At 38.0% G+C, this 23,607-nt stretch carries 31 protein-coding genes; 8 read left to right on the top strand and 23 right to left on the bottom strand.

Features of this window, described 5'->3' with window-relative positions:
- Positions 1-14: 14 nt before the first annotated feature.
- The 5 genes from J2S05_RS17310 to modA form a co-directional block, all read right to left on the bottom strand.
- A complete protein-coding gene (locus J2S05_RS17310; protein ID WP_306985221.1) occupies positions 15-332 on the bottom strand; it encodes a cupin domain-containing protein in 318 nt (105 codons plus the stop codon).
- Between the two features lie 101 nt (positions 333-433).
- On the bottom strand, positions 434-928 hold the full coding sequence (locus J2S05_RS17305; RefSeq protein WP_306985012.1) for a GNAT family N-acetyltransferase: 495 nt from the start codon (positions 926-928) through the stop codon (positions 434-436).
- A 69-nt stretch (positions 929-997) separates the two neighbouring features.
- Positions 998-1,819, bottom strand: a complete 822-nt coding sequence (locus J2S05_RS17300) for an STAS domain-containing protein (protein ID WP_306985011.1) — start codon at positions 1,817-1,819, stop codon at positions 998-1,000.
- 333 nt (positions 1,820-2,152) lie between these two features.
- Positions 2,153-2,833 carry a molybdate ABC transporter permease subunit gene (modB, locus tag J2S05_RS17295; RefSeq protein WP_306985009.1) on the bottom strand — a complete coding sequence of 227 codons (681 nt, stop codon included), beginning with the start codon at positions 2,831-2,833 and terminating at the stop codon, positions 2,153-2,155.
- Positions 2,833-3,588, bottom strand: a complete 756-nt coding sequence (modA, locus tag J2S05_RS17290; RefSeq protein WP_306985007.1) for a molybdate ABC transporter substrate-binding protein — start codon at positions 3,586-3,588, stop codon at positions 2,833-2,835. Before modA ends, modB begins: the two co-directional genes overlap by 1 nt.
- Before the next feature lie 192 nt (positions 3,589-3,780).
- Here modA and J2S05_RS17285 point away from each other — a divergent pair, with 192 nt between their 5' ends.
- From J2S05_RS17285 to J2S05_RS17275, 3 genes are read left to right on the top strand one after another with little or no spacing between them, the layout of a single operon-like run.
- On the top strand, positions 3,781-4,224 hold the full coding sequence (locus J2S05_RS17285) for a MarR family winged helix-turn-helix transcriptional regulator (protein WP_306985005.1): 444 nt from the start codon (positions 3,781-3,783) through the stop codon (positions 4,222-4,224).
- Positions 4,225-4,226: 2 nt separating this feature from the next.
- A complete protein-coding gene (locus J2S05_RS17280; protein WP_306985004.1) occupies positions 4,227-4,856 on the top strand; it encodes a nitroreductase family protein in 630 nt (209 codons plus the stop codon).
- A 5-nt stretch (positions 4,857-4,861) separates the two neighbouring features.
- Positions 4,862-5,158: a putative quinol monooxygenase gene (locus J2S05_RS17275; RefSeq protein WP_306985002.1), complete on the top strand. Its 297-nt coding sequence runs from the start codon at positions 4,862-4,864 to the stop codon at positions 5,156-5,158.
- Positions 5,159-5,237: 79 nt separating this feature from the next.
- On the opposite strand, the gene J2S05_RS17270 is transcribed toward J2S05_RS17275, so the two are convergent.
- Complete coding sequence (locus tag J2S05_RS17270) at positions 5,238-5,870, bottom strand: pentapeptide repeat-containing protein (RefSeq protein ID WP_306985000.1); 633 nt, start codon at positions 5,868-5,870, stop codon at positions 5,238-5,240.
- A 184-nt stretch (positions 5,871-6,054) separates the two neighbouring features.
- Between J2S05_RS17270 and J2S05_RS17265 the strand changes: the two genes are divergently transcribed.
- The gene (locus J2S05_RS17265; protein WP_306984998.1) at positions 6,055-6,363 is read left to right on the top strand and encodes a PadR family transcriptional regulator; all 309 of its coding nucleotides are present in this window, start codon (positions 6,055-6,057) and stop codon (positions 6,361-6,363) included.
- Between the two features lie 50 nt (positions 6,364-6,413).
- Positions 6,414-7,556: a chromate efflux transporter gene (chrA, locus tag J2S05_RS17260; RefSeq protein ID WP_306984995.1), complete on the top strand. Its 1,143-nt coding sequence runs from the start codon at positions 6,414-6,416 to the stop codon at positions 7,554-7,556.
- A gap of 44 nt (positions 7,557-7,600) precedes the next feature.
- Here the strand turns inward: chrA and J2S05_RS17255 are convergent, their stop codons facing one another.
- The 5 genes from J2S05_RS17255 to J2S05_RS17235 all read right to left on the bottom strand — a co-directional run bounded on the left by J2S05_RS17255 (position 7,601) and on the right by J2S05_RS17235 (position 10,383).
- Positions 7,601-8,278 (bottom strand): cupin domain-containing protein, encoded by a 678-nt coding sequence (locus tag J2S05_RS17255; protein WP_306984993.1) that lies wholly within the window; start codon positions 8,276-8,278, stop codon positions 7,601-7,603.
- 103 nt (positions 8,279-8,381) lie between these two features.
- On the bottom strand, positions 8,382-8,648 hold the full coding sequence (locus J2S05_RS17250; RefSeq protein ID WP_306984992.1) for a hypothetical protein: 267 nt from the start codon (positions 8,646-8,648) through the stop codon (positions 8,382-8,384).
- A 140-nt stretch (positions 8,649-8,788) separates the two neighbouring features.
- Complete coding sequence (locus J2S05_RS17245; RefSeq protein ID WP_306984990.1) at positions 8,789-9,289, bottom strand: small multi-drug export protein; 501 nt, start codon at positions 9,287-9,289, stop codon at positions 8,789-8,791.
- Between the two features lie 292 nt (positions 9,290-9,581).
- The gene (locus tag J2S05_RS17240; protein WP_306984987.1) at positions 9,582-10,052 is read right to left on the bottom strand and encodes a GNAT family N-acetyltransferase; all 471 of its coding nucleotides are present in this window, start codon (positions 10,050-10,052) and stop codon (positions 9,582-9,584) included.
- Between the two features lie 31 nt (positions 10,053-10,083).
- Positions 10,084-10,383 carry a TIGR04104 family putative zinc finger protein gene (locus J2S05_RS17235; protein ID WP_306984985.1) on the bottom strand — a complete coding sequence of 100 codons (300 nt, stop codon included), beginning with the start codon at positions 10,381-10,383 and terminating at the stop codon, positions 10,084-10,086.
- 300 nt (positions 10,384-10,683) lie between these two features.
- Here J2S05_RS17235 and J2S05_RS17230 point away from each other — a divergent pair, with 300 nt between their 5' ends.
- Entirely contained in the window at positions 10,684-11,295 is a 612-nt protein-coding gene (locus tag J2S05_RS17230; protein WP_306984983.1) for an alpha/beta fold hydrolase, read from the top strand.
- Between the two features lie 266 nt (positions 11,296-11,561).
- Here the strand turns inward: J2S05_RS17230 and J2S05_RS17225 are convergent, their stop codons facing one another.
- The 9 genes from J2S05_RS17225 to J2S05_RS17185 all read right to left on the bottom strand — a co-directional run bounded on the left by J2S05_RS17225 (position 11,562) and on the right by J2S05_RS17185 (position 18,608).
- The gene (locus J2S05_RS17225) at positions 11,562-11,801 is read right to left on the bottom strand and encodes a hypothetical protein (protein WP_306984981.1); all 240 of its coding nucleotides are present in this window, start codon (positions 11,799-11,801) and stop codon (positions 11,562-11,564) included.
- Between the two features lie 439 nt (positions 11,802-12,240).
- A complete protein-coding gene (locus J2S05_RS17220) occupies positions 12,241-12,636 on the bottom strand; it encodes a cupin domain-containing protein (protein WP_306984979.1) in 396 nt (131 codons plus the stop codon).
- A 21-nt stretch (positions 12,637-12,657) separates the two neighbouring features.
- Complete coding sequence (locus J2S05_RS17215) at positions 12,658-13,653, bottom strand: aldo/keto reductase (protein WP_306984976.1); 996 nt, start codon at positions 13,651-13,653, stop codon at positions 12,658-12,660.
- A gap of 25 nt (positions 13,654-13,678) precedes the next feature.
- Positions 13,679-14,311, bottom strand: coding sequence for an NAD(P)H-binding protein (locus tag J2S05_RS17210; RefSeq protein ID WP_306984975.1), 633 nt, complete (start codon positions 14,309-14,311; stop codon positions 13,679-13,681).
- Positions 14,312-14,347: 36 nt separating this feature from the next.
- Positions 14,348-14,740 (bottom strand): MerR family transcriptional regulator, encoded by a 393-nt coding sequence (locus tag J2S05_RS17205; protein ID WP_306984971.1) that lies wholly within the window; start codon positions 14,738-14,740, stop codon positions 14,348-14,350.
- 48 nt (positions 14,741-14,788) lie between these two features.
- On the bottom strand, positions 14,789-15,640 hold the full coding sequence (locus J2S05_RS17200; RefSeq protein ID WP_306984969.1) for an aldo/keto reductase: 852 nt from the start codon (positions 15,638-15,640) through the stop codon (positions 14,789-14,791).
- A gap of 142 nt (positions 15,641-15,782) precedes the next feature.
- Positions 15,783-17,039, bottom strand: coding sequence for an MFS transporter (locus J2S05_RS17195; RefSeq protein ID WP_306984967.1), 1,257 nt, complete (start codon positions 17,037-17,039; stop codon positions 15,783-15,785).
- 2 nt (positions 17,040-17,041) lie between these two features.
- Complete coding sequence (locus J2S05_RS17190; RefSeq protein ID WP_306984965.1) at positions 17,042-17,524, bottom strand: ArsR/SmtB family transcription factor; 483 nt, start codon at positions 17,522-17,524, stop codon at positions 17,042-17,044.
- 232 nt (positions 17,525-17,756) lie between these two features.
- Positions 17,757-18,608: a MurR/RpiR family transcriptional regulator gene (locus J2S05_RS17185; RefSeq protein WP_306984963.1), complete on the bottom strand. Its 852-nt coding sequence runs from the start codon at positions 18,606-18,608 to the stop codon at positions 17,757-17,759.
- A 161-nt stretch (positions 18,609-18,769) separates the two neighbouring features.
- Between J2S05_RS17185 and J2S05_RS17180 the strand changes: the two genes are divergently transcribed.
- Positions 18,770-19,792 carry a Gfo/Idh/MocA family oxidoreductase gene (locus tag J2S05_RS17180; RefSeq protein ID WP_306984961.1) on the top strand — a complete coding sequence of 341 codons (1,023 nt, stop codon included), beginning with the start codon at positions 18,770-18,772 and terminating at the stop codon, positions 19,790-19,792.
- Positions 19,789-20,751, top strand: a complete 963-nt coding sequence (locus J2S05_RS17175; RefSeq protein ID WP_306984959.1) for a Gfo/Idh/MocA family protein — start codon at positions 19,789-19,791, stop codon at positions 20,749-20,751. Before J2S05_RS17180 ends, J2S05_RS17175 begins: the two co-directional genes overlap by 4 nt.
- A 53-nt stretch (positions 20,752-20,804) precedes the next feature.
- Here the strand turns inward: J2S05_RS17175 and J2S05_RS17170 are convergent, their stop codons facing one another.
- The 3 genes from J2S05_RS17170 to cls form a co-directional block, all read right to left on the bottom strand.
- Entirely contained in the window at positions 20,805-21,398 is a 594-nt protein-coding gene (locus tag J2S05_RS17170; protein WP_306984957.1) for a YdeI/OmpD-associated family protein, read from the bottom strand.
- 84 nt (positions 21,399-21,482) lie between these two features.
- On the bottom strand, positions 21,483-21,896 hold the full coding sequence (gene fosX, locus J2S05_RS17165) for a FosX/FosE/FosI family fosfomycin resistance hydrolase (protein ID WP_306984955.1): 414 nt from the start codon (positions 21,894-21,896) through the stop codon (positions 21,483-21,485).
- 175 nt (positions 21,897-22,071) lie between these two features.
- Complete coding sequence (gene cls / locus J2S05_RS17160) at positions 22,072-23,526, bottom strand: cardiolipin synthase (protein WP_306984952.1); 1,455 nt, start codon at positions 23,524-23,526, stop codon at positions 22,072-22,074.
- Positions 23,527-23,607: the final 81 nt, after the last annotated feature.

The following is a 23,607-nucleotide window of genomic DNA, read 5'->3' as shown; positions in this document are numbered from 1 at the left end:
TAAGAGCTTTGCTTTTAGCCATTTATATCGTTTTCTTTTTTCTCGAAACACAGATTCACTGTTCGTTGTTTGGATCTGGTTCGATGCATAACACCTGATGGAATTGTGAACATGTCTCCTGGCTTAAGGCTGACTGTTTCTTTTCCTTCAAGGTCAATAAATAATTCACCCTCTAAAACATAGAACATCTCATCACAATCTTCATGTTTGTGCCAATGGAAGTCTCCATCTATGACAGCAATTCGTAAAACGTGATCATTTATTTCGCTCGCAATAAAGTTTGTATACGCTTCTTGGTTTGCAACTAATTCTAATAGATTAATTTTCTCCAATTGTCCTTTAGCCATACAACACTTTCCATATTTTTCTATTATTCTACCATATCTTGATATAAATAAAATAAGAAGCCTCGTCATGTTCGAGGCTTCTTAACCTATTCGTTTACTTTATACTCATAAAACACAGTATCGTATTTTCCCACCATGCTTCTGCCCTTTTTCTTAAAACCGTGCTTCTCATAGAAAAAGCATAATTTTGGTCGATCAGCCGCACAATCAAGTCTTAAGAAGCTCTTATTCTCATGAATAGCTTTCTCCTTCGCCCAATTCAAACAGCCTGATGAAACACCCAGTCCAGCAAATTTTCTACGGACAGCAAGCTTATGAATATAGAAAGCATCGTTTTTCGTTTCATTTGGCCAAAATAATAGGTCCTCCGTTTGAAGAATAATGGTTCCAACAGCCTCACCATTACTAAATGCCATAAACAACTCGTTAATTTTATAATTTATTAAGATAGATTCAATAGTAAGTCCTTGTAGCTCCCACATCTTTTTATCCTCATCCGACAACCACTCAGCCGCTTCTATTAAAATGGATGAAAATAATTCTAGTTCATGATCTGAAACTGGCTTTATTGTGAGTTCCATTCTACTATCTCCTCCTTCTTTCAAAAAAAGCACAGTGAGAGGATTTGCTCTCTACTGTGCTCATAAACTTTACTTAATGATGATCGACTTATCCTCTAAAGCCTTGCGCAGACTAGAATAGACTTTTCCTTCAACTCTAATTCCCAGGTTCACCATGGTTTGTGCTACTTCTGGCCGTACACCACTAAGAACGGCTTCAATGCCAATGAGTTTTAAGGAATCAATGACCTTAAAAATTTGTCCTGCAACCATTGTATCCACTATGCTTACGCCAGATAGATCAAGAATTAATCGACTTAACTCCATCTCTGCCCCTTGCTCCAAGGAATTTAACATTAGATAGCGCGCTCGATTCGTATCAATCTCTCCAATGATCGGAATCACACCTGTATCTTTTGTAAGTTGAACAACTGGTACAGATAACTCATCAATCGCGTACTTAGCTGTTTCAATACTCCGATGGAATTCTTCCATGTATGAGCGACTAACAATTTGAATCGCGTGATCTACAACCGTATCAAATTCTGAAACAATCGAGTAAAACTCTGTTAATGTCATCTCTTGACGAATAGCCTCATCCCGAACTATTTCACCAATACTGTTTCGATAGTATGAGATCTCATTTAGCCCTACGTCTAGTGGGAACTGCAAGTTGACCAATAATCCAGAAACTTCAGTGCCCCATTCTTCAATAGAAGCTTTAGAACCCTCTGGACTTGTTGTCATCGAATTTGCATAAACCTCTATCAATTTCTTTCTCCATGGAGATAACTGCATTGTTAATGTATTATCACTAACAACAGAATGTCTTGGAGGCATTATAATCAGATCATCTTTTCTTTTTAAAATTTCATTCTTTATCGCTTGAAAATTCTCTCTTGATTCGGGCATATCTAAAAACTCCCATATACTTCAGTTTTCGAACCTTCTTTTACTAACTCTAACACGTTCAAATTGAATAGCAATGAATAAGGGAGGAAACGCAGGTATTTAAGAATATAGTCATATCATAAGAATTGAATCTTTTACAAATAGTTACCAAGAAAGATTCTTTTAATACCAAGCCCGAAAGAGATTTACCAAAAGAGCAGCGACGTCACTAAGAGAAATCAATTTGTTATTAAGACGGTTCAAATTTCACAAAGAGCCGAAGGACGTTATCAAGAGTTAAGCTGATCTTATCAAGACGAAAGCCTACATTAACAAGAAACTCATTTATTTTAGCTACCTAAAGGAATGGTCATCTATCTTTTTAAGGCGTTGCACAACTGAAAGCAATGCAAACGCAAAGATAATAATGGAGATGACCCAGTAATAAGCCATCGCTGTGTTTCCTGATTCAACAGCTATATAAATACTTGTTGGGATGGTTTGGGTTGTGCCTGCAATGCTGCCAGCAAACATCAGGGTTGCTCCAAACTCACCAAGAGCTCTTGCAAAACCAAGCATATAACCAGATACAAGAGAACGCCACGTTATAGGCAGCGTAACATAGAAGAAGACCTGCCACTCACTTGCGCCCATTTGCCTGGCTGCTGCTTCAAGGTCATCATCTACTGATTCAAATCCATTAACAAGCATTTGATAGATTAAAGGAAAGGCTACAACCGTTGCAGCTATCACTGCAGCCAAATAGGAAAACACAATCGTTTGGTTAAACAACAGCTCAAACCATTGTCCAACAAAACTTCTTCTCCCAAAAATCACTAGCAGTCCAAAACCAATAACAGTTGGTGGCAGGACTAAAGGAAGCATGAGAAAGGTTTCTACAAACACCTTACCACGAAAGCTTTTTTTCTTTAGTAACCATGCGGCGTACACAGCTAAAATAAAGGCAAGCACACTTGCTAGGGCTACAACTCGTAATGAAACGAGAATAGGTGTCCAAAACTCCATTCCCATCATTAGGTACCTTGCTCAAAGCCATAGGTTTCAAACATGTGAATAGGCTCTTCTGTTTGCAAATATTGATAAAATTCTACCGCCGCGTCTTTATCAGAAGCCGACTCTAATAAACCAATCGGATAATGAATTGGGTCATGTGAGCCTTCTGGAGCGGAAGCGATCATTTCAACCTTATCAGAAGAAAGGGCATCCGTTTGGTACACAATTCCCACATCAGTGTTTCCTGTTTCTACATATGTAAGGACCTGACGTACATCAGAACCATAAATAACATTGTCTTTTAGATCATCCCACATCTCCAAGGATTCAAAAGCTTGAAGCGAATATCTTCCTGCTGGCACACTTTCCGGCTGCCCCATAGCAATACCCTGAATCTCTTTATCCAGTAAATCATCCCACTCACTTAGCGAATCAGCCACTTCAGGTGTTGAGATAAAAACAAGCTGATTCATCAATAAGTTAACCGATTCACTGACATCTCCCTCTTCTTCTAAAACTTCCATATCAGAGATCGACGCAGAGAGAAATAGGTCCGCAGGTGCGCCTTGAGTAATCTGCTCTCTTAGCTTGCCAGATGATCCATAATTAATGATCAGCTTTACATTCTCCTCTTCCTCATAAAGGCTTTGAATCTCTCCTAATGCATCCGTTAGACTTGCAGCAGCCATCACGTGAATTTCTTCTGGTTCATCTCCAGAAGATCCGCAGCCAGTAAGTGCAGTGGATAAAAGAATAAGTCCAACCCATTTCTTCATTACAACCACACCTCTAGAAATTTGTTTATTTCTTTTTAGTATAAATTGCATCGAAAAATAAGTACATATATCAAAGAATAATTAAGATCTAAATACAAATCAAAATACAATATGATTGACAGGCGCACATAAAAGGAATATTATTTGATACGTCAATGATTGACCCATCAAATAAATTGGAGGTGTATATATTTGACTGTTCAAGATTCTAATAAAGCTCGTGCTCTGCTTCGTTTGCATGAGATCAATAAACGCCTCATGCCTAAATTTGAACGATGTACGGGTATTAGCCAATCCCGTCTTGAAGTCATCCAAGCTATATATAAAGTTGAGGAAATAAGTCAAAAAGAACTACAACAAATAGTCAACATCGATCACGCTGCTGTAACACGTCATTTAAAACAGTTAGAGGAACAGGGTATGGTCACAAGGCGTAAGTCACCTGAAGACAATCGAGTCACGTTTGTCAAAATGACAGAGCAAGGACGTACACGTGTCTTAACTTACTGCGAAGAAAGAAAGTATTTCACAGATCAATTATTCAGTGGACTAACAGAAGAGGAATGTCTTCAGCTAGACAACACGCTTCAACATATCCAACAAAACATAGAGAGTATTCAAAAAAGGGAGATTTAATGATGACACAAACAAATGATTTTCATGAAATTATGACAGGCCGCCGCTCCATTCGTAACTATGATCCGAATGTCACGATCAGTAGAGAAGAAATGAAGGAAATCCTAACAAAAGCAGCCTCAGCTCCTTCTTCAGTTAACTTACAGCCATGGCGCTTTCTTGTGATAGATACACCTGAAGGAAAAGAAACACTGACACCACTCGCAAAATTTAATAAAACACAAGTAGAGACTGCCTCAGCAGTCATTGCTGTTTTTGCTGATATGCAAAGTACAGAATACCTAGATGAAATTTTAACAAACGCAGTTGAAAAAGGATTTATGCCTGCAGAGGTTAAAGATAGACAGGTTCAAACCATCTCTGGCTTACTATCTGGCATGAGCCATGAGCAGTTAAAAGAAATGAATGTGATTGATGCGAGCCTTATCTCCATGCAGTTAATGCTACTTGCTCGTGCCTATGGCTATGATACGAATCCAATGGGTGGGTATGAAAAGGATCAAATTGCAGAAGCTTTTGGTATGGATAAGGAACGCTATTACCCAGTCATGTTGCTTTCAATTGGTAAAGCAGTTGATGAAGGATACACATCTGTCCGTCTTGACACGGATCAAATTGTAGAATGGAGATAACGAATATGATTATTACACACGTACGTTTTCAAATTAAACCAGAGCAAGAACAGGCATTTCTTGATGAAATGAAGGATCTAATTAAAGAGACACGAAAAGAAACAGGAAACATCTCGTATGAACTCATGAAAAATATTGAGGAAGATTACACATACACGATGGTTGAAACGTGGGAAGATGAAAAAGCGACTAAGCTTCATAACGAAAGCAGTCACTTCACCGCCTTCGCAAAAAAAGCTCCTGACTTTTTAGCAGGTCCTATTCAAGCAAACGGGTATAGTGGAGAAGCTATTTCATTCTAATGAAACATAAAAAAGAGATGCACAATTGTGCATCTCTTTTTTCGTTAAGAGCAATAATATTTTATGAGCTAAATATTATTTACTTAACATCAAGCCCCATCATTCGAGCAAAAGCAATGGCCTGCCATTCTGATACAATACACCCTTTTAGATCCTCCAAAGAAACAACAAGCGATTCAAATTGAGAAGTACTAATATCAATACCTTTTAATTTGGTTGTATCAAAGCTTACGCCATCAAGGTCGCATTGGCTATATACTGTTTTCTTCAAGATACAATTAAAAAAATCTGCATTCTTAAGATTAGATTCCTTCATTAGTACCTTCTCCAACTTTGAATCTCCAAAGTTACAAAGTGTCAGCAAGCAATGTTCAAATAGAATGTCTCCGAATCGTCCATCTGAGAAATCAACCCCCATCAACTTACAGTTACTAAAAACCACTCGATGAATACTCGCCTGACTTAAGTCTGCATTTGAGAAATCACAGTTTTCAAAATGTACATCTGTGATATCAATGTTTTTGAATTCAGTACTTTGAAAGGTGGAGTTTGATATTTTCATATTTGATAGATGAACTCGGTCTAGCACCTCATGATCGAATTCTGAGCCATGTATCTCTAGATTGCTTAGATGAGGGTCTTCCTCATACAATATTTGCTGAAAGTTTCCGGAAGATAATCCTTGAGGGATTTTTGGTTGTTTTATGTTCATCTTAAACACCTGCTTTATTGAATTATATTAAATGACGTATACATGTTATTGTAACATCTCTCTGTCAATAGTTTATGGTTCTTCATTTAGGACATTATGTATTTTGTAATAATCTCTTGTATTCTTTCCTTCCATGTTATAGAGTTTCGATATCGGTATTAATAATCAGAAAGTGGGTTGTTCGTTGGAAAAGAAAATTTTACGTAAACTATTTCTTGGATTTATCCAAATACATATCTTACATCACGCGAAAGAACACCCTATCTATGGGGTGTGGATGGTAGAAGAGTTAAAAGAACACGGATATGATATCAGCAGTGGTACCTTATATCCAATTCTCCACAGCATGGAATCAGATGGATTATTAACAAAAGAAGAACGGAATGTCGAAGGAAAAATAAGAAAATACTACTCGATCACATCTAATGGCGAGCAAGTATTAGATGAAGCAAGGAATAAAGCGTATGAGCTTTTTAAAGAAATAAAAGACTAGAAAAGAGGTGTACACTTATTCTTTATTTTAGAAAACTCATCGAAATCTTTATGATTTCAACGAAACTAGGTCTTACTTCATTTGGAGGGCCAATCGCCCATCTAGGATATTTTCGAGATGAATATGTTCTAAGAAGAAAGTGGATAGATGATAAAAACTACGGTGATCTAGTCGCCTTGTGTCAGTTTTTACCTGGACCAGCTAGTAGTCAGGTCGGTATTGGAATCGGTACAATTAGAGCCGGAACACTAGGCGGCCTCATTTCTTTTATAGGATTTACACTCCCTTCTGTCGTTTTCTTAATCCTATTCGTATTGGTTACACAACAATATAACATGATGGAATCTGGATTCATTCAAGGGTTAAAAATTGTAGCTGTAGCTGTAGTTGCTCATGCCATACTAGGCATGGCGAAAAATCTAGCATCAGATATGAAACGAAAAGTAATTGTTCTTTTTTCTTTACTTACTACGTTACTAATCCCACATGTCCTTACTCAAGTGAGTGTGATTTTAATAGCTGGACTATTAGGCTGGGTTTTATTTAGGTCCATTCAGCATGACGAAAAGACAAGCTTACAAATCCCTCTCTCAAAAACATTTGGGACAATTTGTTTAACTCTTTTTTTCGCACTGTTGTTAGGTCTTCCATTCTTAAATAATATTACTTCAGCAACTTGGATTAGTGTGTTCGATAGCTTCTATCGTGCTGGCTCTTTAGTATTTGGAGGAGGTCATGTGGTTCTTCCATTATTGGAGCGTGAATTTGTTCCTACTGGATTAATTAGTGAAGAATCATTTCTAGCCGGGTATGGAGCGGCTCAAGCAGTTCCTGGTCCCTTGTTTACGTTTGCTGCCTATATTGGTGCCGACATCGGCGGCTGGCTAGGTGGCGTTTGGGCAACACTCGCTATCTTTCTACCAGCCATTCTTCTTATTTTTGGAACCTTACCTTTTTGGTCCGCACTACGTAAAAATAACAAGGTCAAAGCAGCTCTGTTAGGAGTAAATGCAGCGGTTGTTGGGATTCTAATCTCTGCTTTTTACCATCCGATTTGGACAAGTGCCATTATCACTCCCATTGATTTTTCCTTAGCTGCTCTGTTATTCTTCATGCTTGTTTATTGGAAGCTCCCGCCTTGGGTGATTGTTCTGACAGGTGCTGTAGTTGGGCAATTGATTCATTCACTTTAAACATCAAAAAAGCTGACACAAAAAAGTGTCAGCTTTTTACCTGTTTATCTATATGGATTTGGATTATGCGGTTGAATTGGTGAATGATGAGGATATTGAACATAACCTTGTTGGTATGGGTGACTAGGATACTGCCTTGGATGTTGATGCCTTGCCTGAGGCTGAGTATATTGCCATTGCCTCGGTTGATTACAATCATCTGATGGGCCAATAACCGTTGTAGACTGGATAGGAGCAAGAGCCTCTTCCACTTTTCCCTCATCCAAACAATACGTATGAGCCAACACATTGTTTGGAGTCAGCCTTAGGATATCAGATCCAAAAATAGCCTGTGGATAAGGCGCATCAAAGATCGCTAATAAATGTGTATTGTCTTCCTGCGCAATCTCGTAATGCCACCATCCTTGAGGGACATTCGCCACTTGTCCCGGTGCCAACGTGATCTCACTCAATTCTGTAGTAAACGGATTAATCAGTGAAACCAACACACTGCCTGTAATACAATACACAAGCTCGGATGCATTTTGATGATAGTGAGGCTCCACCACTTTCTCTCTGCTTAAGAAGATATCCAAAAGCGAAACATTCCCCAGTGAATTCAAGTTATTTCTGCCTAAAGCGTTAATGAAATTATTCGCATCCAAGGTGAAAAAATTGTTGTCCTTCAGGTCTGAGAAATATTGAACATCAGGAGAAGTGAAATCAATATCTAAAATAGCCATCTTGCCAACTCCTTTTCTACTACATATAATCATTAGCCTATGCAGCCAGAAGGAATTGGTTCAATGTCCTCTTCTCCTATCATCTAGAGTACGTTCTCAAGAACTACTTTGGATTTGTTTCTTTTAACAATCGAACTTCATTTTCAAGAGCTTTGAGCTGCTTTTTCATATTGATAAATTCTTCGTTCTGCGATTGGCTCTGCTGAGCATTATTCACATCATCCAACTGACTTTGCTCTAAATCAATGGCCACTCCAACAGTCGCAAGACCATCTCCAATCGTCGCAAGAATTCCACCTAATAAGCCAAGATACGTACCAAAATTAGGAGGATATCGGCCTTTTTTATTAATCCCTGAATGTCTATTCATCCAATAACTCCCCTTAGCATTTGTCCCTTCCCTTATCCTATGCATTCTCAAATGAAGGGGACTTTTACATCCTGGAATTAGGCGGAAAGCTAAAACAAACTAAGAACAGATCAACACGATACGTTCTCAGCTTGTTACTCTTATCTTATAAATTGCTCATAGCCTACATAATGACCAAATACAGCCCCAAGAACTCCCCAAACAACAATGCTAATCGTATGCCAAATAATGACTTTCTTTTTACTTACTCCAGCGGCAAGCGATGTAAAAGCCGCAATATGACCTGATGCGACTAATGGAGTAAGGAGGGCAAGACCTGCTACACCATACTTGTCAAACGTATTTTTAGCCTTATTTGCTCGCTTTTGGATAAATCCATTCTCGCCTTCAACTTCTTTTTCTTTTCGGCGATTCCGAATCATCGTTAATAACGCGCCAAAAGGAAGAATAATGAACATAACGGATATCCAGTTCCCAATCATACTACTAAGGGCGGCTGAAACAATCGGAACCCCCAGAAATGTACCTGCAGTTGCCCCAAAAAAAGCTTCAAAAAATGGAATTGCCCCAATTGCCGCTATCCCTAAATGTTGTAAATACGTGTTGACCTCCATTAATTGATAGAGAAAATCTTGTACCATGTAAACCTCTCCTTTTTTTATCCAAATCACTGTTTGGTGTATCTTTCTTAATGTAAGTTTAGAAGAATTAGTAGTCTTACGCGATCATAAGTCGACGAACGGAGGGAAAAAAGGGTTGAATGGTGGAAATCACCTGTTCGACAAATAGATACATTATTTCCGAGGCAATAAATTAAAAGACCATTTGTGCAATCCCTCTAGATTCCATGTCACTTTGAATGGCAATCGGATTGCCTCGCTCAACTATAAGCTAGGCATGAGACATTCAGACTGGAAGTTGCGCCTATTTCACTTACACTAACTCTAGAATCCATCTTTCCTCTATCATTTCTTTGTTTGAGTGAAGCCCCGACCATTCTTCTATTAGTTTAAATCCTTGCTTTTTATAAATAACTCTCGCTCCTCTTAACTCTTGATTTGTGACTAGCATGATTCTTTTATAGTTCGTTCTTTCACAAAAATGGATCGCTGTTTCAATTAACCTTTGACCATATCCCTCTCCTCGTAGTTTAGGGTCAACCAAAAACAGTCCTAATTGTGCTGTTTCACTATCTACCTTATTAATGGAAATTGAGCCTTTTCTCGCTCCATGAATGTCTATAACCCAGATATTTTCTTCTTGACTGTCTCTGCTGACAAACCCATTAACACGTTCTTGAATAAATTCCTTAAACGTTAAGTCATAATGAAATTCTTGATGATATAACTCATAGTGAGAGTCTACTATATAATCAACATCATCCACTGTGTATGGTCGTATCATTTAATCTCTCCTCTACTGTTACGAAACTAACTTAAAATAAATGTTCTTCTTGATTAGATAAATCAAGAAGGGCTGGATAGATCGAAAATATTAGTATGATTACTCCAATCCCAACGCCTATAACTGTGAATAATGGAGCGCTCGAAAAGTTAAGTGCGGCAAACGTAAACGGAGCCACAAATGGTAGGATTGCACATGTTCTTTTTGATTTTTTCGTTTGATATTGCTTCTTCTCACAAAAGGGACATTGAAAACTAGGTTCTAATGTAAACGATCCTTTGAAGGTTTGTTTCCAACTCCATTTTTCCCCACAACTCTTACAAGTAGGCATCTTTTCACACTCCTTGTCATGTCTTCAATCTAACTCAGGTTCTCTAGCTACTTCTTCACATAGTCTGCGAGTACCTGTTCTTTATCAACATTGTCAATAAATGCAGGAAAAATATACTTCATATGTACCGCTAAATAATAAATAGGTATAAGTAAACATTCATGGATTAATTCATCCATTGATATGGATGGGTAATTGAAGCATTATACCAGTCATAGAGATAACAGTCTTTTCCCAATATGTTCGTGACGATAGACATGATACGCTTATTTCGAACCAAAATATGGGAGGTTATTTAACATGAAAATCATTCGTTTATCTTGCTCTTGGACTCTAGCACTATTGTTAACGCTCGGTATCTTGCTACCAACTGAAGCTGGTGCAGAAGAAGCATCAGTTGGTGCTGCATCTCAAAAACCTGTTGTGCTTGTCCACGGAATTGGGGGCGCGGGCTATAACTTCGCTAGTATTGAACGAAAACTGAGAGGCAGCGGATACGCCAGCTCGGATCTATATGCGATTGATTTTCGAGACAGATCTGGGAACAACGGTCGTAATTCTAGTCAGCTGCAAGGTTTTATCGATGATGTTCTAAGTGAAACAGGTGCAGACCAAGTTGATATTATTGCTCATAGCATGGGTGGCTCAAACACTCTATACTATCTCACTCGTCTTGGTGGTGTAGACAATGTTGATAAGGTTATTACGCTAGGTGGAGCCAATCGTCTTGGTGCAACGTCCGTTCCAAATGGTATTGACTTCACTTCGATTTATAGTAGTTCTGATTTAATCGTTTCTAATAGTTTGTCACGTATTAATGGCGCTAACAATATCCATGTTACAGGTGTAACGCATCTTGCTCTCCTAACCAACTCAAGAGTTCAAGATCTAATTGTTGAGAACTTACAATAGGTAGGTCCTAAACCATATACTTTAATTCGACAACACCTCAGGTTGAGGTGTTGTTTTGTTATGAATCTATTTCTATTAAAAGCTAATTATCAGGTTGTAAAGAGTAAACTAAGTGTTCTTTTCCCAATCGTTTCATCAGCAAAAACTAATGAGTAAAGCACCAAAGCTATATCAGAGCTTTGGTGCTTACTAACATTCAAATGACTTAACTGAATCTACCAAAGATGCTCATGGTTTGATCATTCAATGAGAAGTGGAATGAGCCTCTATTCATCCTTCTTAAAATAGAAACCAACGCCTTCTTTCATCTGATAAAAACCTTCTACAAAAGGTGAGTTCTCTATCCAGTTTTGTGTATCTGCTGAAATGACTATTGAATGCTCTGCTTGATTCTTTGGTGATTTTACGGTGATCGATAGTTCTTTTTCCTGCAATTGATTAAGTAACGTAATGGATAAGGCAAGTATTCCGATACCACTAACGATAAACAGTGATTTTCTTTTCAACAATAACACTCCTTTAATTCCTTTATGTTCCTTTTTATACAATACCATAATTATCCGATTCATGATTCTATTATCTTAATAATCTAGAAAAGATTGAGTGATGACAAAAAAAGCACCAAGATTTTACTCTTGGTGCTTAGCTTCATATCTGAAGAAGCAAGGACAGATCTGTTTTATATAAACCGAATCATAATAAGAGAGTAGCCTACCGCTCCGGACATACACTCCGCTTTCCGTGGGCGGCTGGTGAGCCTCCTTGTGCTGACGCACTGCGGAAGTCTCACCCAGGCCTTTACTCCCACAGGAGTCTTCGTGTATGTCCTACGCTGGTTTGAGCTGATCGGCAGTCATTTAATATACAGGCCAGTGTTACTATTATGCGTTTCAATCAAAATTGATAATGCCTCAAACTCTTCTTTTGAAACACACTGACCTACGATTAGAGTTTTTCATAGTGCTGGTCAGCTACTGGTTCTAACCATTCTGTTGTACCAACAGTCATGGCTAAGTGAACAAACCAATAGTCTTTTGTTGCACCGTGCCAGTGTTTCACTCCGGCTGGAATGTTCATTACATCCCCAGTTTTTAAGTGCTGTGCTGCTTTTCCCTCTTCTTGATACCAGCCTTCACCACCTGTAACCAACAGAACTTGTCCTACATCGTGTGTATGCCAACTATTCCTCGCACCAGGTGCAAATGTAACATTCCCAATTGGAGCATTAAGTGGTTCAGAATCTGTATAAACCATTGAAAGATAAGCATCACCAATAAAGTGCTCGTTCAGCTTTTGACCTAAAGGAAAGATTGTACTATTTTTCAATTCTTCGTTCTTCATTTGGCAGTCACCTCTTTTGTTTTAATTCGGGTTTGGAAGAGCACCCACAACCGGATGGGGAATATAGAGCTCTTCTAAATAATTCATCTCATCTTGAGTCAACTGAATGTCGAGTGCACCTACAGCACTTTCAAGATGTTTTTCTTTTTGTGCACCGATAATTGGCGAAACGACTTGATCCTTATTTAATATCCACGCTAACGCAATTTTATCTCGAGTGGTTCCATGATTAGTTGCTAGTTCCGCTACCCTCTCTACAATTCCCCGGTCGACTTCCTTCATCGCGCTATATTTTGAGTGTTGAACTTGATCCGTTTCAGAACGGAACGTTGTTTCAGACCAATCACGTGTCAAAATACCAGAAGCGAGTGGACTGTATGGTGTAAGCGCAATTTTTTCGTCCTTACAGAAAGGAATCATTTCTCGCTCTTCTTCACGATAAATCATATTATAGTGATTTTGCATGGATACAAATTTTGTCCATCCATGACTCTTTGCTACATTTTGTGCTTTTTGAAACTGCCATGCGTACATGGCACTCGCACCGATGTAACGAGCCTTACCAGACTTGACGACTTCATGAAGAGCTTCCATTGTTTCTTCAATCGGGGTATTGTAATCCCAACGGTGAATAATATACAAATCAACATAGTCTGTACCTAACCGTTCCAAGCTCTGATCAATTTCATTCATAATTTCTTTGCGAGACAAGCCGCCACTATTAGGTCGACCTGGCCGCATCGTCTGATGGACTTTTGTTGCAAGGACAATATCATCGCGCTTAGCATAATCCTTTAAAGCACGCCCTAATATTTTCTCGCTTTCACCCATTGAGTAGATGTTTGCAGTATCGAAAAAATTAATGCCTAAATCTAGTGCTTTTTTGATGACCGGTCGACTATTTTCTTCATCTAGCACCCATTTGTGAGTCCATTTCTCCGCATCGCCAAAACCCATTGCACCTAAACAAATTCGAGAAACATCCATACCCGTATGACCAAATTTTACATACTCCATAATAAAAGTCTCCTTTTAGAATCATTTAATAGAAAGATGGCTTGTCCCAATTGGTATCAGGTTCGCTGACCCCTAAACTTCCAGATATTGATTTTGTTTGTTCAGTTAGTAAATCCATAACTAGCCTTGCTACAGCCTGACGTGTAACCTGAGCACCTACAAACGGTTCCCCTTTTTCTGTGAGTGCGTACTTTTCATTGCCTTCTTGGTTATATAGCCAGGTTAACCGCAATAGTGTGTAATTTAGATCAGATTCCTCCACTACCTTTGCGGCTGCTTTAAATAAAGGCGCACTGGATCCAACCATTGCTTCGTTCCAATGGCCAAATGCTCCTGCTACTTCATCATAAATGCCTAAAACGGTTGCTCCAATCAGTCTCTTTACACCTGCTTCGTTCATGGCAGAAATGATAGTCTCAGTGGCTTGAGCACTTTGCATATCATTTAAATACACCACATCAACATCAGACATCACGTCAACTAACTTTGTCTTTTCTTTAAAGTCTCCATTAATGATGATGACCCGATCATGTGTTACCTGTAATCGAGATTGAGCACCTCTTGCGTATAAAACAACTTCAGCATCTGTTTCATTAAGTAAACGCTCAGTTAACATACGGGACACTTGACCAGCTGCTCCTAAAATTAATACTTTCACGTAACCTTCACCTCGTCTCCTAGAAAGTACATCCTTTTACTTATCATCAAAGTCACGAAGTCCTTTTTCCCTCGGAACCATATGACTTTCGTAATTATTAATCTTATATTTCAGGCGTTCGAGAGCACTTTGCATCGTATTCATACGTTTTTGTAGCTCTTCATGTTCATTAGTTAAGATATCTACTCGAGCAGGAATCGTGCTATCGTCACTATCTTTGAATAACGAAATATATTCAATTAATGCTTCAATCGATAAGCCCGCGTTACGCATTTGACGAGAAAATTCAATCCATCGAATATCCTCCTCATCAAACACACGTACTCCATTCTTATTTCTTTTTACAGCGGGTATTAAGCCAATTCGCTCGTAATAACGAATTGTATCCGCTGAAACACCCGTGTTTTCACTGACCGTTTTTATGTTCACCTATATCGCCATCCCTTTAAAACCCTTAATAGTCTTCTCCTCCCATTGTTACCGTTCTAGTTTATTTGAACCTAATGCCTTTACCATTGCTGGATCTCTATGTGAAAAGAAACTACTCGTATTTGTATCAAGTGCAGATATTATTTTCATATCCTGTTTGTCTAATTCAAAATTCCAAATGTCGAAGTTCTCAGCTATCCTATTTGGGTTTACAGATTTGGCAAGAGCAGATACACAACGTTGAGTTAACCAGCGTAAGACGACTTGGGCAACCGATTTGTTGTGCTTTTTACCGATCTCTTCTAGTTTTTCATTTGTGAATAACCCATTCCTTCCTTCTGCAAAGGGTGCCCAAGCTTGAACCACAACATCATATTCTTTGTGAATTGTCATTGCTTCTTCTTGTTGTAAGAACGGATTTACTTCAATTTGGTTTACATGAGGTGTCACTTCATTGTGTAGAATGAAGTCAACTAAGCGATCTGTGTAAAAGTTACTTACACCGATGGATCGAGTTTTACCCTCTTTATATAATTCTTCTAGTGCACGCCAGGATCCATAAATGTCTCCATACGGTTGATGAAGTAAGTACAAATCGAGATAATCCACTTGCAAAAGTTCCAACGTTTTTGCAAATGCGGCTTTTGTCGTTTCATAACCAGTGTCGCTCACCCAAAGCTTGGATGTTATAAATAATTCTTCACGAGCTACACCGCTCTTTTGAATTGCGTTCCCAACAGCTTTTTCGTTCTTATAGGCTGCAGCGGTATCAATCAAACGATATCCTGCTTTAATTGCTTCAATGACACTCTCTTCTGCTTCCTTTTGGTCTGTAATTTGATACACACCAAATCCATTTAGTGGCATCTTAACACCATTCGTTAATGTGACATTTTCCAAATGATCGCCCTCTCTCTGTGAACTGAGTTCAGTATAAACCTTGGAGTGAACTCTAAGGCAAGCGGAACATTATATCTTTCTTTGAAGTTTACTAAAAAAGCACCAAAGCCTCTAAGCCTCAGTACTTATTTGATCCCTTTTTTTATAATGCTTCTTCTATACGTTTATCTGGAAATAACTTTGCTTCTTCAATCTTAGGAAGCTTTCTTAAAATGGTACTACATAACCAAGTGACGCTAAAAATAATCATGGCTAATCCACAAAGAAATACAGGTACAACCGGTGTAAGTGTTGATCCAATAATTCCGCCGGCTAATGCTCCAAATGGCGCACCAATGGATGCAGCACTTGTTAATACAGTAACAACACGCCCTACGAATGACGTTTCCACTTGTTGTTGGATAGCTGAAAAGATAAGGATATTAATAATACCTATCGATATAGATCCTAAACAAAAGAAAACAATGGAAGGAACAACAGGAAGAAGTGAGGATCCCATCCATAGCATTCCCGTTATGCTAAAGCTAATGATTATTAATCGTCCAAACCTCACTTCTTTTACTTTTGACGTGACAAGTGCTCCAATGAGAATCCCAAATGACATGGCAGCCAGATAGAATCCATATACAGCTTCATTGCCTCCACCTTTTATGAGTGCAAAAGCTGGTAGGTTAGGAATCATGATACCCATTGCCAGGTTTATGAATGCAATCGATACAATCATCTTAGGAATTAAGGAATTACGCATATAATCAATACCTGCTTTTAAATCAATTTTGTATACGGCTAGTAAATCGCTAATGGATTCTTTCTTTTTAGAAATAGTGGGCTGCTGGAAATTATAAAATGTATAAGAAAGCGACGACAAGAGGTGACAAATAGCTGTAATGAATATGGCTTGAACCGGTCCGATAACAGCAACAAGAATCCCTGCACCAGCTACAAATGCAATATCCAATCCTTCCCGTATCGTGTGTAGATAAGAATTGGCTTTTACGATATTATCTCGACCAACTATTATCGGCATAATCGTTGATTCAATTGGATAGGTGAATTGAGCGAGCAAAGCAACTGCAAATAATAATACAAGAACGTAATAGACATTTAGTCCAACCGTTAGATAGAACAACGGAATTGAAAACAAAAGAGCAGACTTTAGGATCTCACAGACAATAAGACCTTTTTTGTATGTGACATAGTTTGCAAAAGGAGCAATTAGAAAAGCCATTGCACTTGCTAGAGTCACACCAAAAAATGCAAAGCCCGAATAGAGAACGCTTCCACTTAAATGCAGAACAAGGAGCATTCCGGATACTGCGTACACTCCGCCCCCAACCCCATTTATGAATACTCCGGATAATAGAATGAAGAAATTACGTTCGGTTACTAAAGTTCTCACTCTTATTCCTCCTCTTTATCCTCATATTTTGTCACTTGAAAATCTACTACATATGGCTTCTGTTCACTCGTCCCCCCCGTGCCTTCTTTGAAAGACAAGTTACCATATTTGTAAAGGAGTTCTCTCACTTCGTTGTTTAACTCGGAGAGTAATTCTTCAGAAAGCAAGACATGCGCCCTGCTTGCCTCTACATGATTAGGGACACCTTCTTGATCTTCTGGACCTCTGAACAGCACAGCCTTTGACCGGTAATACTTTTCCACGACCCCTTTATTTGTCTCGATGTGGTCAATTTCCAAAATATCGTGCTTAAAAAGCTGCTGAATATGATAATAAATCGTTCCAGCATTTTTTCCTAACTGCTCGGATGTTTGCTTTGGTGTCATTGGTTTTTCATGAAGCATAGCAATAATTCGTGAACGTAATGGATCAGAGATTACTTTCTGTTGTTTTAAGGAGATCTCCATCATTTCTCGTTTATCCATAATCAAATCACCTTCCTACTATCTATTTGTATTTATAAACCGATTTAATTTGTTAAATCACTAACTTAACCTCAGTATACGATTTAAAAATCTAAATCGCAACATATTTCTGATAATTCTTACGTATTTAAAAGAAAGAGAGGCTGGGAAAAAGTAGATAGACAGACCAAAATGACGAACATTCCTAAAATAGGAACACTCGTCATTTGTTTTTTTTATTTGATTTTACCCATCACATATCTTCCTCAACCATTCTAAATGTATCAATTGAAAATTGCTTGTGGTTCTCATAATCCAGCTTATAAATACATGAATAAATGGTGTTTAGCACATATTCAAATGAGATTTGAGAAGCAAATGTACCAATCTTCGAGAACTTGTCCTCTTCGTTCGGTACTAAAATGGTATAAGTGCTTTGCTTTGTCAGCTCGTTCGTAGAGGATGCTGTGATTGTAACAATCGGTACACCCTTACTCGATAAATAGTTGGCTGTTTTTATAAAATCATCTGTCTTTACATGGTATGACAAAAAAATAGCACAATCCTTCTCAGTAAGATTTATCGAATGATAGGACCATTCTGATAGCTCCGTTGCGATCACCACATATTTATTAAGCTTAAGCATTTTATTCTGAAAGCTTTTTGCTCTTATTTGCGAATCCCCTAACGCATAAACAAAGATTCGTTCCGCTCTGTTAATCAATTGAGACGTTTGATCTAATAGGTGATCCTCCATAAACGTGTAGGTTCGCTCAATCGTGTGCCTCATCAGATCAGATAGTTCTTTCGCAATCTCAAGCGGCTGTTCAGCTTGAGTGAAGGGATAATTAGGATCTACATGATTTTGTCGTTTATGTTCATCCCGAATTTCTTGTGCAAGTTTAATCGTAAACTCTTTATAACCTGCCATCCCTATTTTGTGAATAAGTCGGATGATAGCAGAATGAGATGTGTAGGTGTGCTTGGCAAGTTCTTGAATGGTCAGGTACAGCATCTTTTCTTTTTGAGAAAGAATAAATGTGGCAATACTTTTTTCATTAGGTGTAAACCGATCTCTTTCTAAAAGCTGATCTAGAATTCTCATGAAGTCACTCCAGTTCATTACGTCATTAAACTGAACAAAATGTTTAATAATCTATCCATATAGTAGCAAACATTCGATGCTTTATACCAAAATCAGAACAAAACGGTTTTGAGCAACCTTTTCTATCTATAATAAAAAGAAAACATGAAGGAGCCACTTACATGCTAACTATTGGATATATCGGAAACGGTAAAAGTACGAATCGTTATCACCTACCATTTTCACTTAACAGAGACAACATCACGGTTAAAACCATCTATGCACGCGACCTAACAAAAAAGGATTGGGACCGAGTTTCTTCGATCCATTATACCGATGACCTCTCTACGTTATTAAATGATAAAGAAATTCAGGTAGTTGTTATCTGTACACACCTTGAATCTCATTTTGAATTTGCAAAACTAGCTCTTGATCACGGTAAACATGTTCTCGTTGAAAAACCATTCACGCAAACAAAAGAAGAAGCAGCTACACTCTTTCAATATGCAAAAGAGAAAAACCTTCATATCCAATGCTACCAAAACAGACGATATGATTCGGATTTTCTCACTACAAAAGAAGTAATAGAATCTGGAAAGCTTGGAGATTTGCTCGAAGTTGAGATGCATTATGATTACTTCAGACCAGAAATCCCCTTGAATACTCACGTCTACTCACCATTTAATAGCTTCTTATATGGTCATGGTGTTCATACGATTGACCAGGTCATTTCTTACTTTGGCAAACCTCAAACCATTCGCTACGATGTCCGTCAACTACTCGGACATGGAAGAATGAATGATTATTTTGATGTAGATTTTTATTATCCTTCACTAAAAGTGTCTGTAAAATCGAGCTTCTTTAGGATTAAATCACGACCACGATTTGTTGTCCATGGCACAAGAGGTATGTTTATCAAGGAAACAGAGGACAGGCAGGAGGAACATCTAAAGGTATTTTATTTACCTAAAGGTCATCCGGATTTTGGAATCGATCTACCTCAGCACTATGGAACATTAACCTATTTGGACTCTGAAGATCGTTATCACGAAGAAAAAGTAGTTTCCGAAAAAGGAGATTATGCAAACATCTATGATGATTTTTACGAGGTAGTTGTAAATGGAAAAGAGAAAGCCATTAAAGATGAAGAAACACTTCTTACAATGGAGATTCTTGAGACAGGAATTAAGGGGTGTCATGAATGAAGGTAGGTATTGTTGGCTCGGGAATGATTGTGAAGGACTTATTAAGCTTTATTCATACCATTCCCTCCATTACGCTGGAAGGTATCTATGCACGCTCCTTGGATAAAGCCCAAGCTCTTCAAAAAGAACATACTATTCAACACTGTTATACGGAATATGACAAGATGCTTGAGAGTAGTAAAATTGACACAGTATACATTGGTTTACCTAATCATCTGCATTATTCCTATGCAAAACAGGCCTTGCTAAAAGGAAAACATGTGATTTGTGAGAAACCATTTACACCTACATTAAAAGAATTTAACGAGTTGGCCGAGATTGCTCAATCACACCAAGTCATGTTACTTGAAGCCATTTCGAACCAATACCAGAAGTCTTACTTAGCACTACATGACTACGTTCCTAAACTTGGTGAGATAAGGATCATTGAATGTAACTATTCTCAGTACTCTTCAAGATATACAGACTTTAAACATGGAGTCATTCATCCTGTATTTAATCCAGAGATGTCTGGAGGTGCCTTAATGGATATTAACATCTACAATATCCATTTTGTTATCGGTTTAGTTGGGCAACCCAACGATGTTCAATACTTCCCTAATATTGAGAGTAACATTGATACATCAGGTATTTTGATATTGGATTATGGATCATTTAAAAGTGTTTGTATTGGTTCAAAGGATAGTAAAGCCCCTCATTCCATTCAAATTCAAGGGGATAGAGGAACCATTCACATCACAAACCCCACCAATGATATTAAGTCTTTTCATTATATGCCGCATGAGCATGCAGAGTATGAGGTTACTTCTTCTAGTCATCATCATCGCATGTACGATGAGTTCGTTGAATTTGCTCTGATGATTCAAGATCATGACTATACGCAAGCGAATGAAAGGCTAAAGCACAGTAAGAGAGTTATGCAGGTTTTGGAATCAGCAAAATTATCTGTTACACGCTAACATAAATAAGGTGGGCATGAATCCGTGTCCACTTAAACTTTACTCCCACCACATTAATCATTTAACCCCTTCCCATTAAGAATAGGTTGCACATATTTTTGTACTCTCGCTTCTCGAGTTTTAGCTTGTTTGGCTTGGGAGATATGAAGAATATAGGCTCGTTGTCGTCCAGGTGTTAGAGCTTTAAATGCCTCTTCTAAGCCCGACACCTCACCAAATTTATGTTGGAGCTCTTCTGGGATCGAGGATTCGATCATCTTCTTACTCTCAACTTTCAAACCAGCTTTTTCAACTTCGATGGCTTCCTGAATATAGGCTTTGATGCTACTTTGAATTTTTTTGATCTCTTGAACGTTGGTAAAACGGATTTGCCGAGCGGCCTGAACATTCTCTGTTTGTTGAATCAGTATTTTATCTATATCTTTTAACAATGCACCTTTCGGAAACAACAGAGCACAATACTCTTTAAAACCATGCATCAGTACAATATTTTTAGACTGAGATGTGTAACAAGGCACACCCCACTTTAGCTCCTCATCTAACTCACAAGTCAGAGCGATGTCTCTCAATGTCTCAAATTCCTCCCGCCAGCTATTCGATCTACTTAAAAAGGCATCTACCTTTGGATTCATTCTACTTTCGCTCATCAAGATCATCCCTTTAACGGATAATATGTTCAACTACATAACTTATAAAACATATAGATTGTAACTGTGATATCAACCTTGCTGTTAAGAAGGTGAGCTTTTTTTATAGGTGTCTAATCTATCTTGTAAGGTACCCGTATGTAACTCAAATAAATTATGATCATAATCATAAAAGTAAATAGAAGATCCTTCTCCACTAATCCGTTTACGAGGCTCTTTTAAGTCTAGATTAAGGTGTTGTATCTTATTCAGATAATAGTCAAAATCGGTTTCAGCTATTTTAAAGGCTATGTGGTGATACGTTTTATTAAGAATCGTTTCATCTTCCATTACGGCAATCCACTGTCCACCTATAATAAAAAAACGTTCTCTTGATAATGAAAATTGCTCGTCTCCACTGTGGTAAACCTCTTTGGCATCAAAAAGTTCTACAAACAGTGATGTTGTCCGATCCAAATCCTTTACTACAAATGTAATATGGCTGACACTTTCAATCATGCACTCACCACCATTCAGATATTGAACACCACAATAAATTCCATTTTATTGATAGCATATAATTATGTCAAATAATTCTAACTTTTTAAGCGTAATACACAACTAAGGTATTAACTTAATCACGCTAAAGAAGAAGCAAGCCCTCTTATAGGACTTGCTTTAATAAAAAGTATTCCTACAAAATCGGTGAAAGCAGTCGAGAAATTCCTTCTTTGAACTTAATTTTAAGCGATCGTTCCTTATACTTTTCGATCGTGAGCTCCGTACTGACATGGCTATCTTTATGGAACATTTCTTGAAGTGGCATGGCAACTTTTTCGTCATACACAATGGCATTCACTTCAAAATTTAATTTAAAGCTACGAGGATCAATGTTCATCGTCCCCACAGAGGTTACTTCTCCATCAACCACAATTGTTTTTGCATGTAAGAAGCCATTCTCATATAACAGTACTTTTGCGCCGTATTCCAATAATTCGCCTGCATGCGCCCATGTCGCCCAATAGACAAAAGGGTGATCTGGTTTATTTGGGATCATAATACGTACATCCACCCCTGAAAGCAGCGCAATTTTGCAAGCGTCCATAAAGCTAGCATCCGGAATAAAGTAAGGCGTTTGGATATAGACACTTTGTTTAGCTGATAAAATAAGCTTTATGTACATATTTTTAAGATGTTCTGTTTCAGAGTTAGGCCCGCTTGATACAATTTGTACAGGGCTTGTACCATGGTGTTTTGTAGCTTGATACGAAAACTCCTCAAATTGACCGATTTTACCTTTTCCAGTCTGGTGCCAATCCAAAATAAAACGACCTTGAATCTGGTTCACTGAAGCCCCTTTTATTTTAAAGTGGGTATCTCGCCAATAGCCAAATTTCTTATTCAAGCCAAGATATTCATCCCCAACATTGAAGCCACCAATATAAGCCACTTCTCCATCAATAATACATAGCTTTCGATGGTTTCTGTTATTAATGCGGAAATTAATCAATTTGAAAAACGATGGAAAAAAGACTTCGACTTCTCCACCTGCTTGACGTAACTCGTTAAAAAACTTAGGTGAAATTTTCTTAGAACCGACCTCGTCATAGAGTAGCCTGACCTTTACTCCCTCTTTAGCTTTTAACGTTAATTCATCCCTGAGTTTTCTTCCAAGTGCATCGGGCTGAATAATGTAATACTGTACATTAATTTCTTGTTTAGCTGATCTAATTCCCTCAAATAACGAATCAAATTTTTCGTTCCCATCGTTATGTATAACTACTTCGTTATCGTTTGACCATAGAGAATGGGATGATCTTAGGTTCAGCTCAATTAAATCTGCATATTTCGTTAACAACGGAGATGATTGGATCTCTTCATCCTCCGAGACAGGTAATTGTTTATCTACTTCCGCTTGAAGATACTCCCTTTCTTCAGTCGAAAGATTATAGAAATTTTTCTGTTTAAGATTACGCCCTAAAAACAGATAAATAATAAAACCCAAAATTGGTATGAAATATAAAACCATTAGCCATGCCCACGTATACCCAATATCTCTTCTTTCAAAAAATAAAAAACCAGCAGCTAGTAAAATGTTAATAATAACGATGATGGTTGGAATCAATGTCATAAGGTTGCTAAAGTCCATGCCATATTGCCTTCCTTTCTTGTCCTCAGATAGCTTTTTAAAACGCATTTGCTTTACTACTTATTCTAATACAGATGAAGG

The sequence above is a fragment of the Alkalicoccobacillus murimartini genome (genome assembly GCF_030813245.1).
Taxonomy (GTDB): domain Bacteria; phylum Bacillota; class Bacilli; order Bacillales; family Bacillaceae_D; genus Alkalicoccobacillus; species Alkalicoccobacillus murimartini.
Note: the sequence above shows the minus strand (reverse complement) of the source record. Positions and strands in the feature narration are given on the sequence as shown.

What these genes read in the sequence shown, in the direction of transcription:
- J2S05_RS17305 (WP_306985012.1), bottom strand. Translation starts at nt 928, where the DNA reads ATGGAACTCACAATAAAGCCAGTTTCAGATCATGAACTAGAATTATTT.
- J2S05_RS17300 (WP_306985011.1), bottom strand. Translation starts at nt 1,819, where the DNA reads ATGCCCGAATCAAGAGAGAATTTTCAAGCGATAAAGAATGAAATTTTA.
- modB (WP_306985009.1), bottom strand. Translation starts at nt 2,833, where the DNA reads ATGATGGGAATGGAGTTTTGGACACCTATTCTCGTTTCATTACGAGTT.
- modA (WP_306985007.1), bottom strand. Translation starts at nt 3,588, where the DNA reads ATGAAGAAATGGGTTGGACTTATTCTTTTATCCACTGCACTTACTGGC.
- J2S05_RS17280 (WP_306985004.1), top strand. Translation starts at nt 4,227, where the DNA reads ATGACACAAACAAATGATTTTCATGAAATTATGACAGGCCGCCGCTCC.
- J2S05_RS17275 (WP_306985002.1), top strand. Translation starts at nt 4,862, where the DNA reads ATGATTATTACACACGTACGTTTTCAAATTAAACCAGAGCAAGAACAG.
- J2S05_RS17270 (WP_306985000.1), bottom strand. Translation starts at nt 5,870, where the DNA reads ATGAACATAAAACAACCAAAAATCCCTCAAGGATTATCTTCCGGAAAC.
- chrA (WP_306984995.1), top strand. Translation starts at nt 6,414, where the DNA reads ATGATTTCAACGAAACTAGGTCTTACTTCATTTGGAGGGCCAATCGCC.
- J2S05_RS17255 (WP_306984993.1), bottom strand. Translation starts at nt 8,278, where the DNA reads ATGGCTATTTTAGATATTGATTTCACTTCTCCTGATGTTCAATATTTC.
- J2S05_RS17250 (WP_306984992.1), bottom strand. Translation starts at nt 8,648, where the DNA reads ATGAATAGACATTCAGGGATTAATAAAAAAGGCCGATATCCTCCTAAT.
- J2S05_RS17245 (WP_306984990.1), bottom strand. Translation starts at nt 9,289, where the DNA reads ATGGTACAAGATTTTCTCTATCAATTAATGGAGGTCAACACGTATTTA.
- J2S05_RS17240 (WP_306984987.1), bottom strand. Translation starts at nt 10,052, where the DNA reads ATGATACGACCATACACAGTGGATGATGTTGATTATATAGTAGACTCT.
- J2S05_RS17235 (WP_306984985.1), bottom strand. Translation starts at nt 10,383, where the DNA reads ATGCCTACTTGTAAGAGTTGTGGGGAAAAATGGAGTTGGAAACAAACC.
- J2S05_RS17230 (WP_306984983.1), top strand. Translation starts at nt 10,684, where the DNA reads ATGAAAATCATTCGTTTATCTTGCTCTTGGACTCTAGCACTATTGTTA.
- J2S05_RS17220 (WP_306984979.1), bottom strand. Translation starts at nt 12,636, where the DNA reads ATGAAGAACGAAGAATTGAAAAATAGTACAATCTTTCCTTTAGGTCAA.
- J2S05_RS17215 (WP_306984976.1), bottom strand. Translation starts at nt 13,653, where the DNA reads ATGGAGTATGTAAAATTTGGTCATACGGGTATGGATGTTTCTCGAATT.
- J2S05_RS17190 (WP_306984965.1), bottom strand. Translation starts at nt 17,524, where the DNA reads ATGGATAAACGAGAAATGATGGAGATCTCCTTAAAACAACAGAAAGTA.
- J2S05_RS17185 (WP_306984963.1), bottom strand. Translation starts at nt 18,608, where the DNA reads ATGAGAATTCTAGATCAGCTTTTAGAAAGAGATCGGTTTACACCTAAT.
- J2S05_RS17180 (WP_306984961.1), top strand. Translation starts at nt 18,770, where the DNA reads ATGCTAACTATTGGATATATCGGAAACGGTAAAAGTACGAATCGTTAT.
- J2S05_RS17175 (WP_306984959.1), top strand. Translation starts at nt 19,789, where the DNA reads ATGAAGGTAGGTATTGTTGGCTCGGGAATGATTGTGAAGGACTTATTA.
- J2S05_RS17170 (WP_306984957.1), bottom strand. Translation starts at nt 21,398, where the DNA reads ATGAGCGAAAGTAGAATGAATCCAAAGGTAGATGCCTTTTTAAGTAGA.
- fosX (WP_306984955.1), bottom strand. Translation starts at nt 21,896, where the DNA reads ATGATTGAAAGTGTCAGCCATATTACATTTGTAGTAAAGGATTTGGAT.
- cls (WP_306984952.1), bottom strand. Translation starts at nt 23,526, where the DNA reads ATGGACTTTAGCAACCTTATGACATTGATTCCAACCATCATCGTTATT.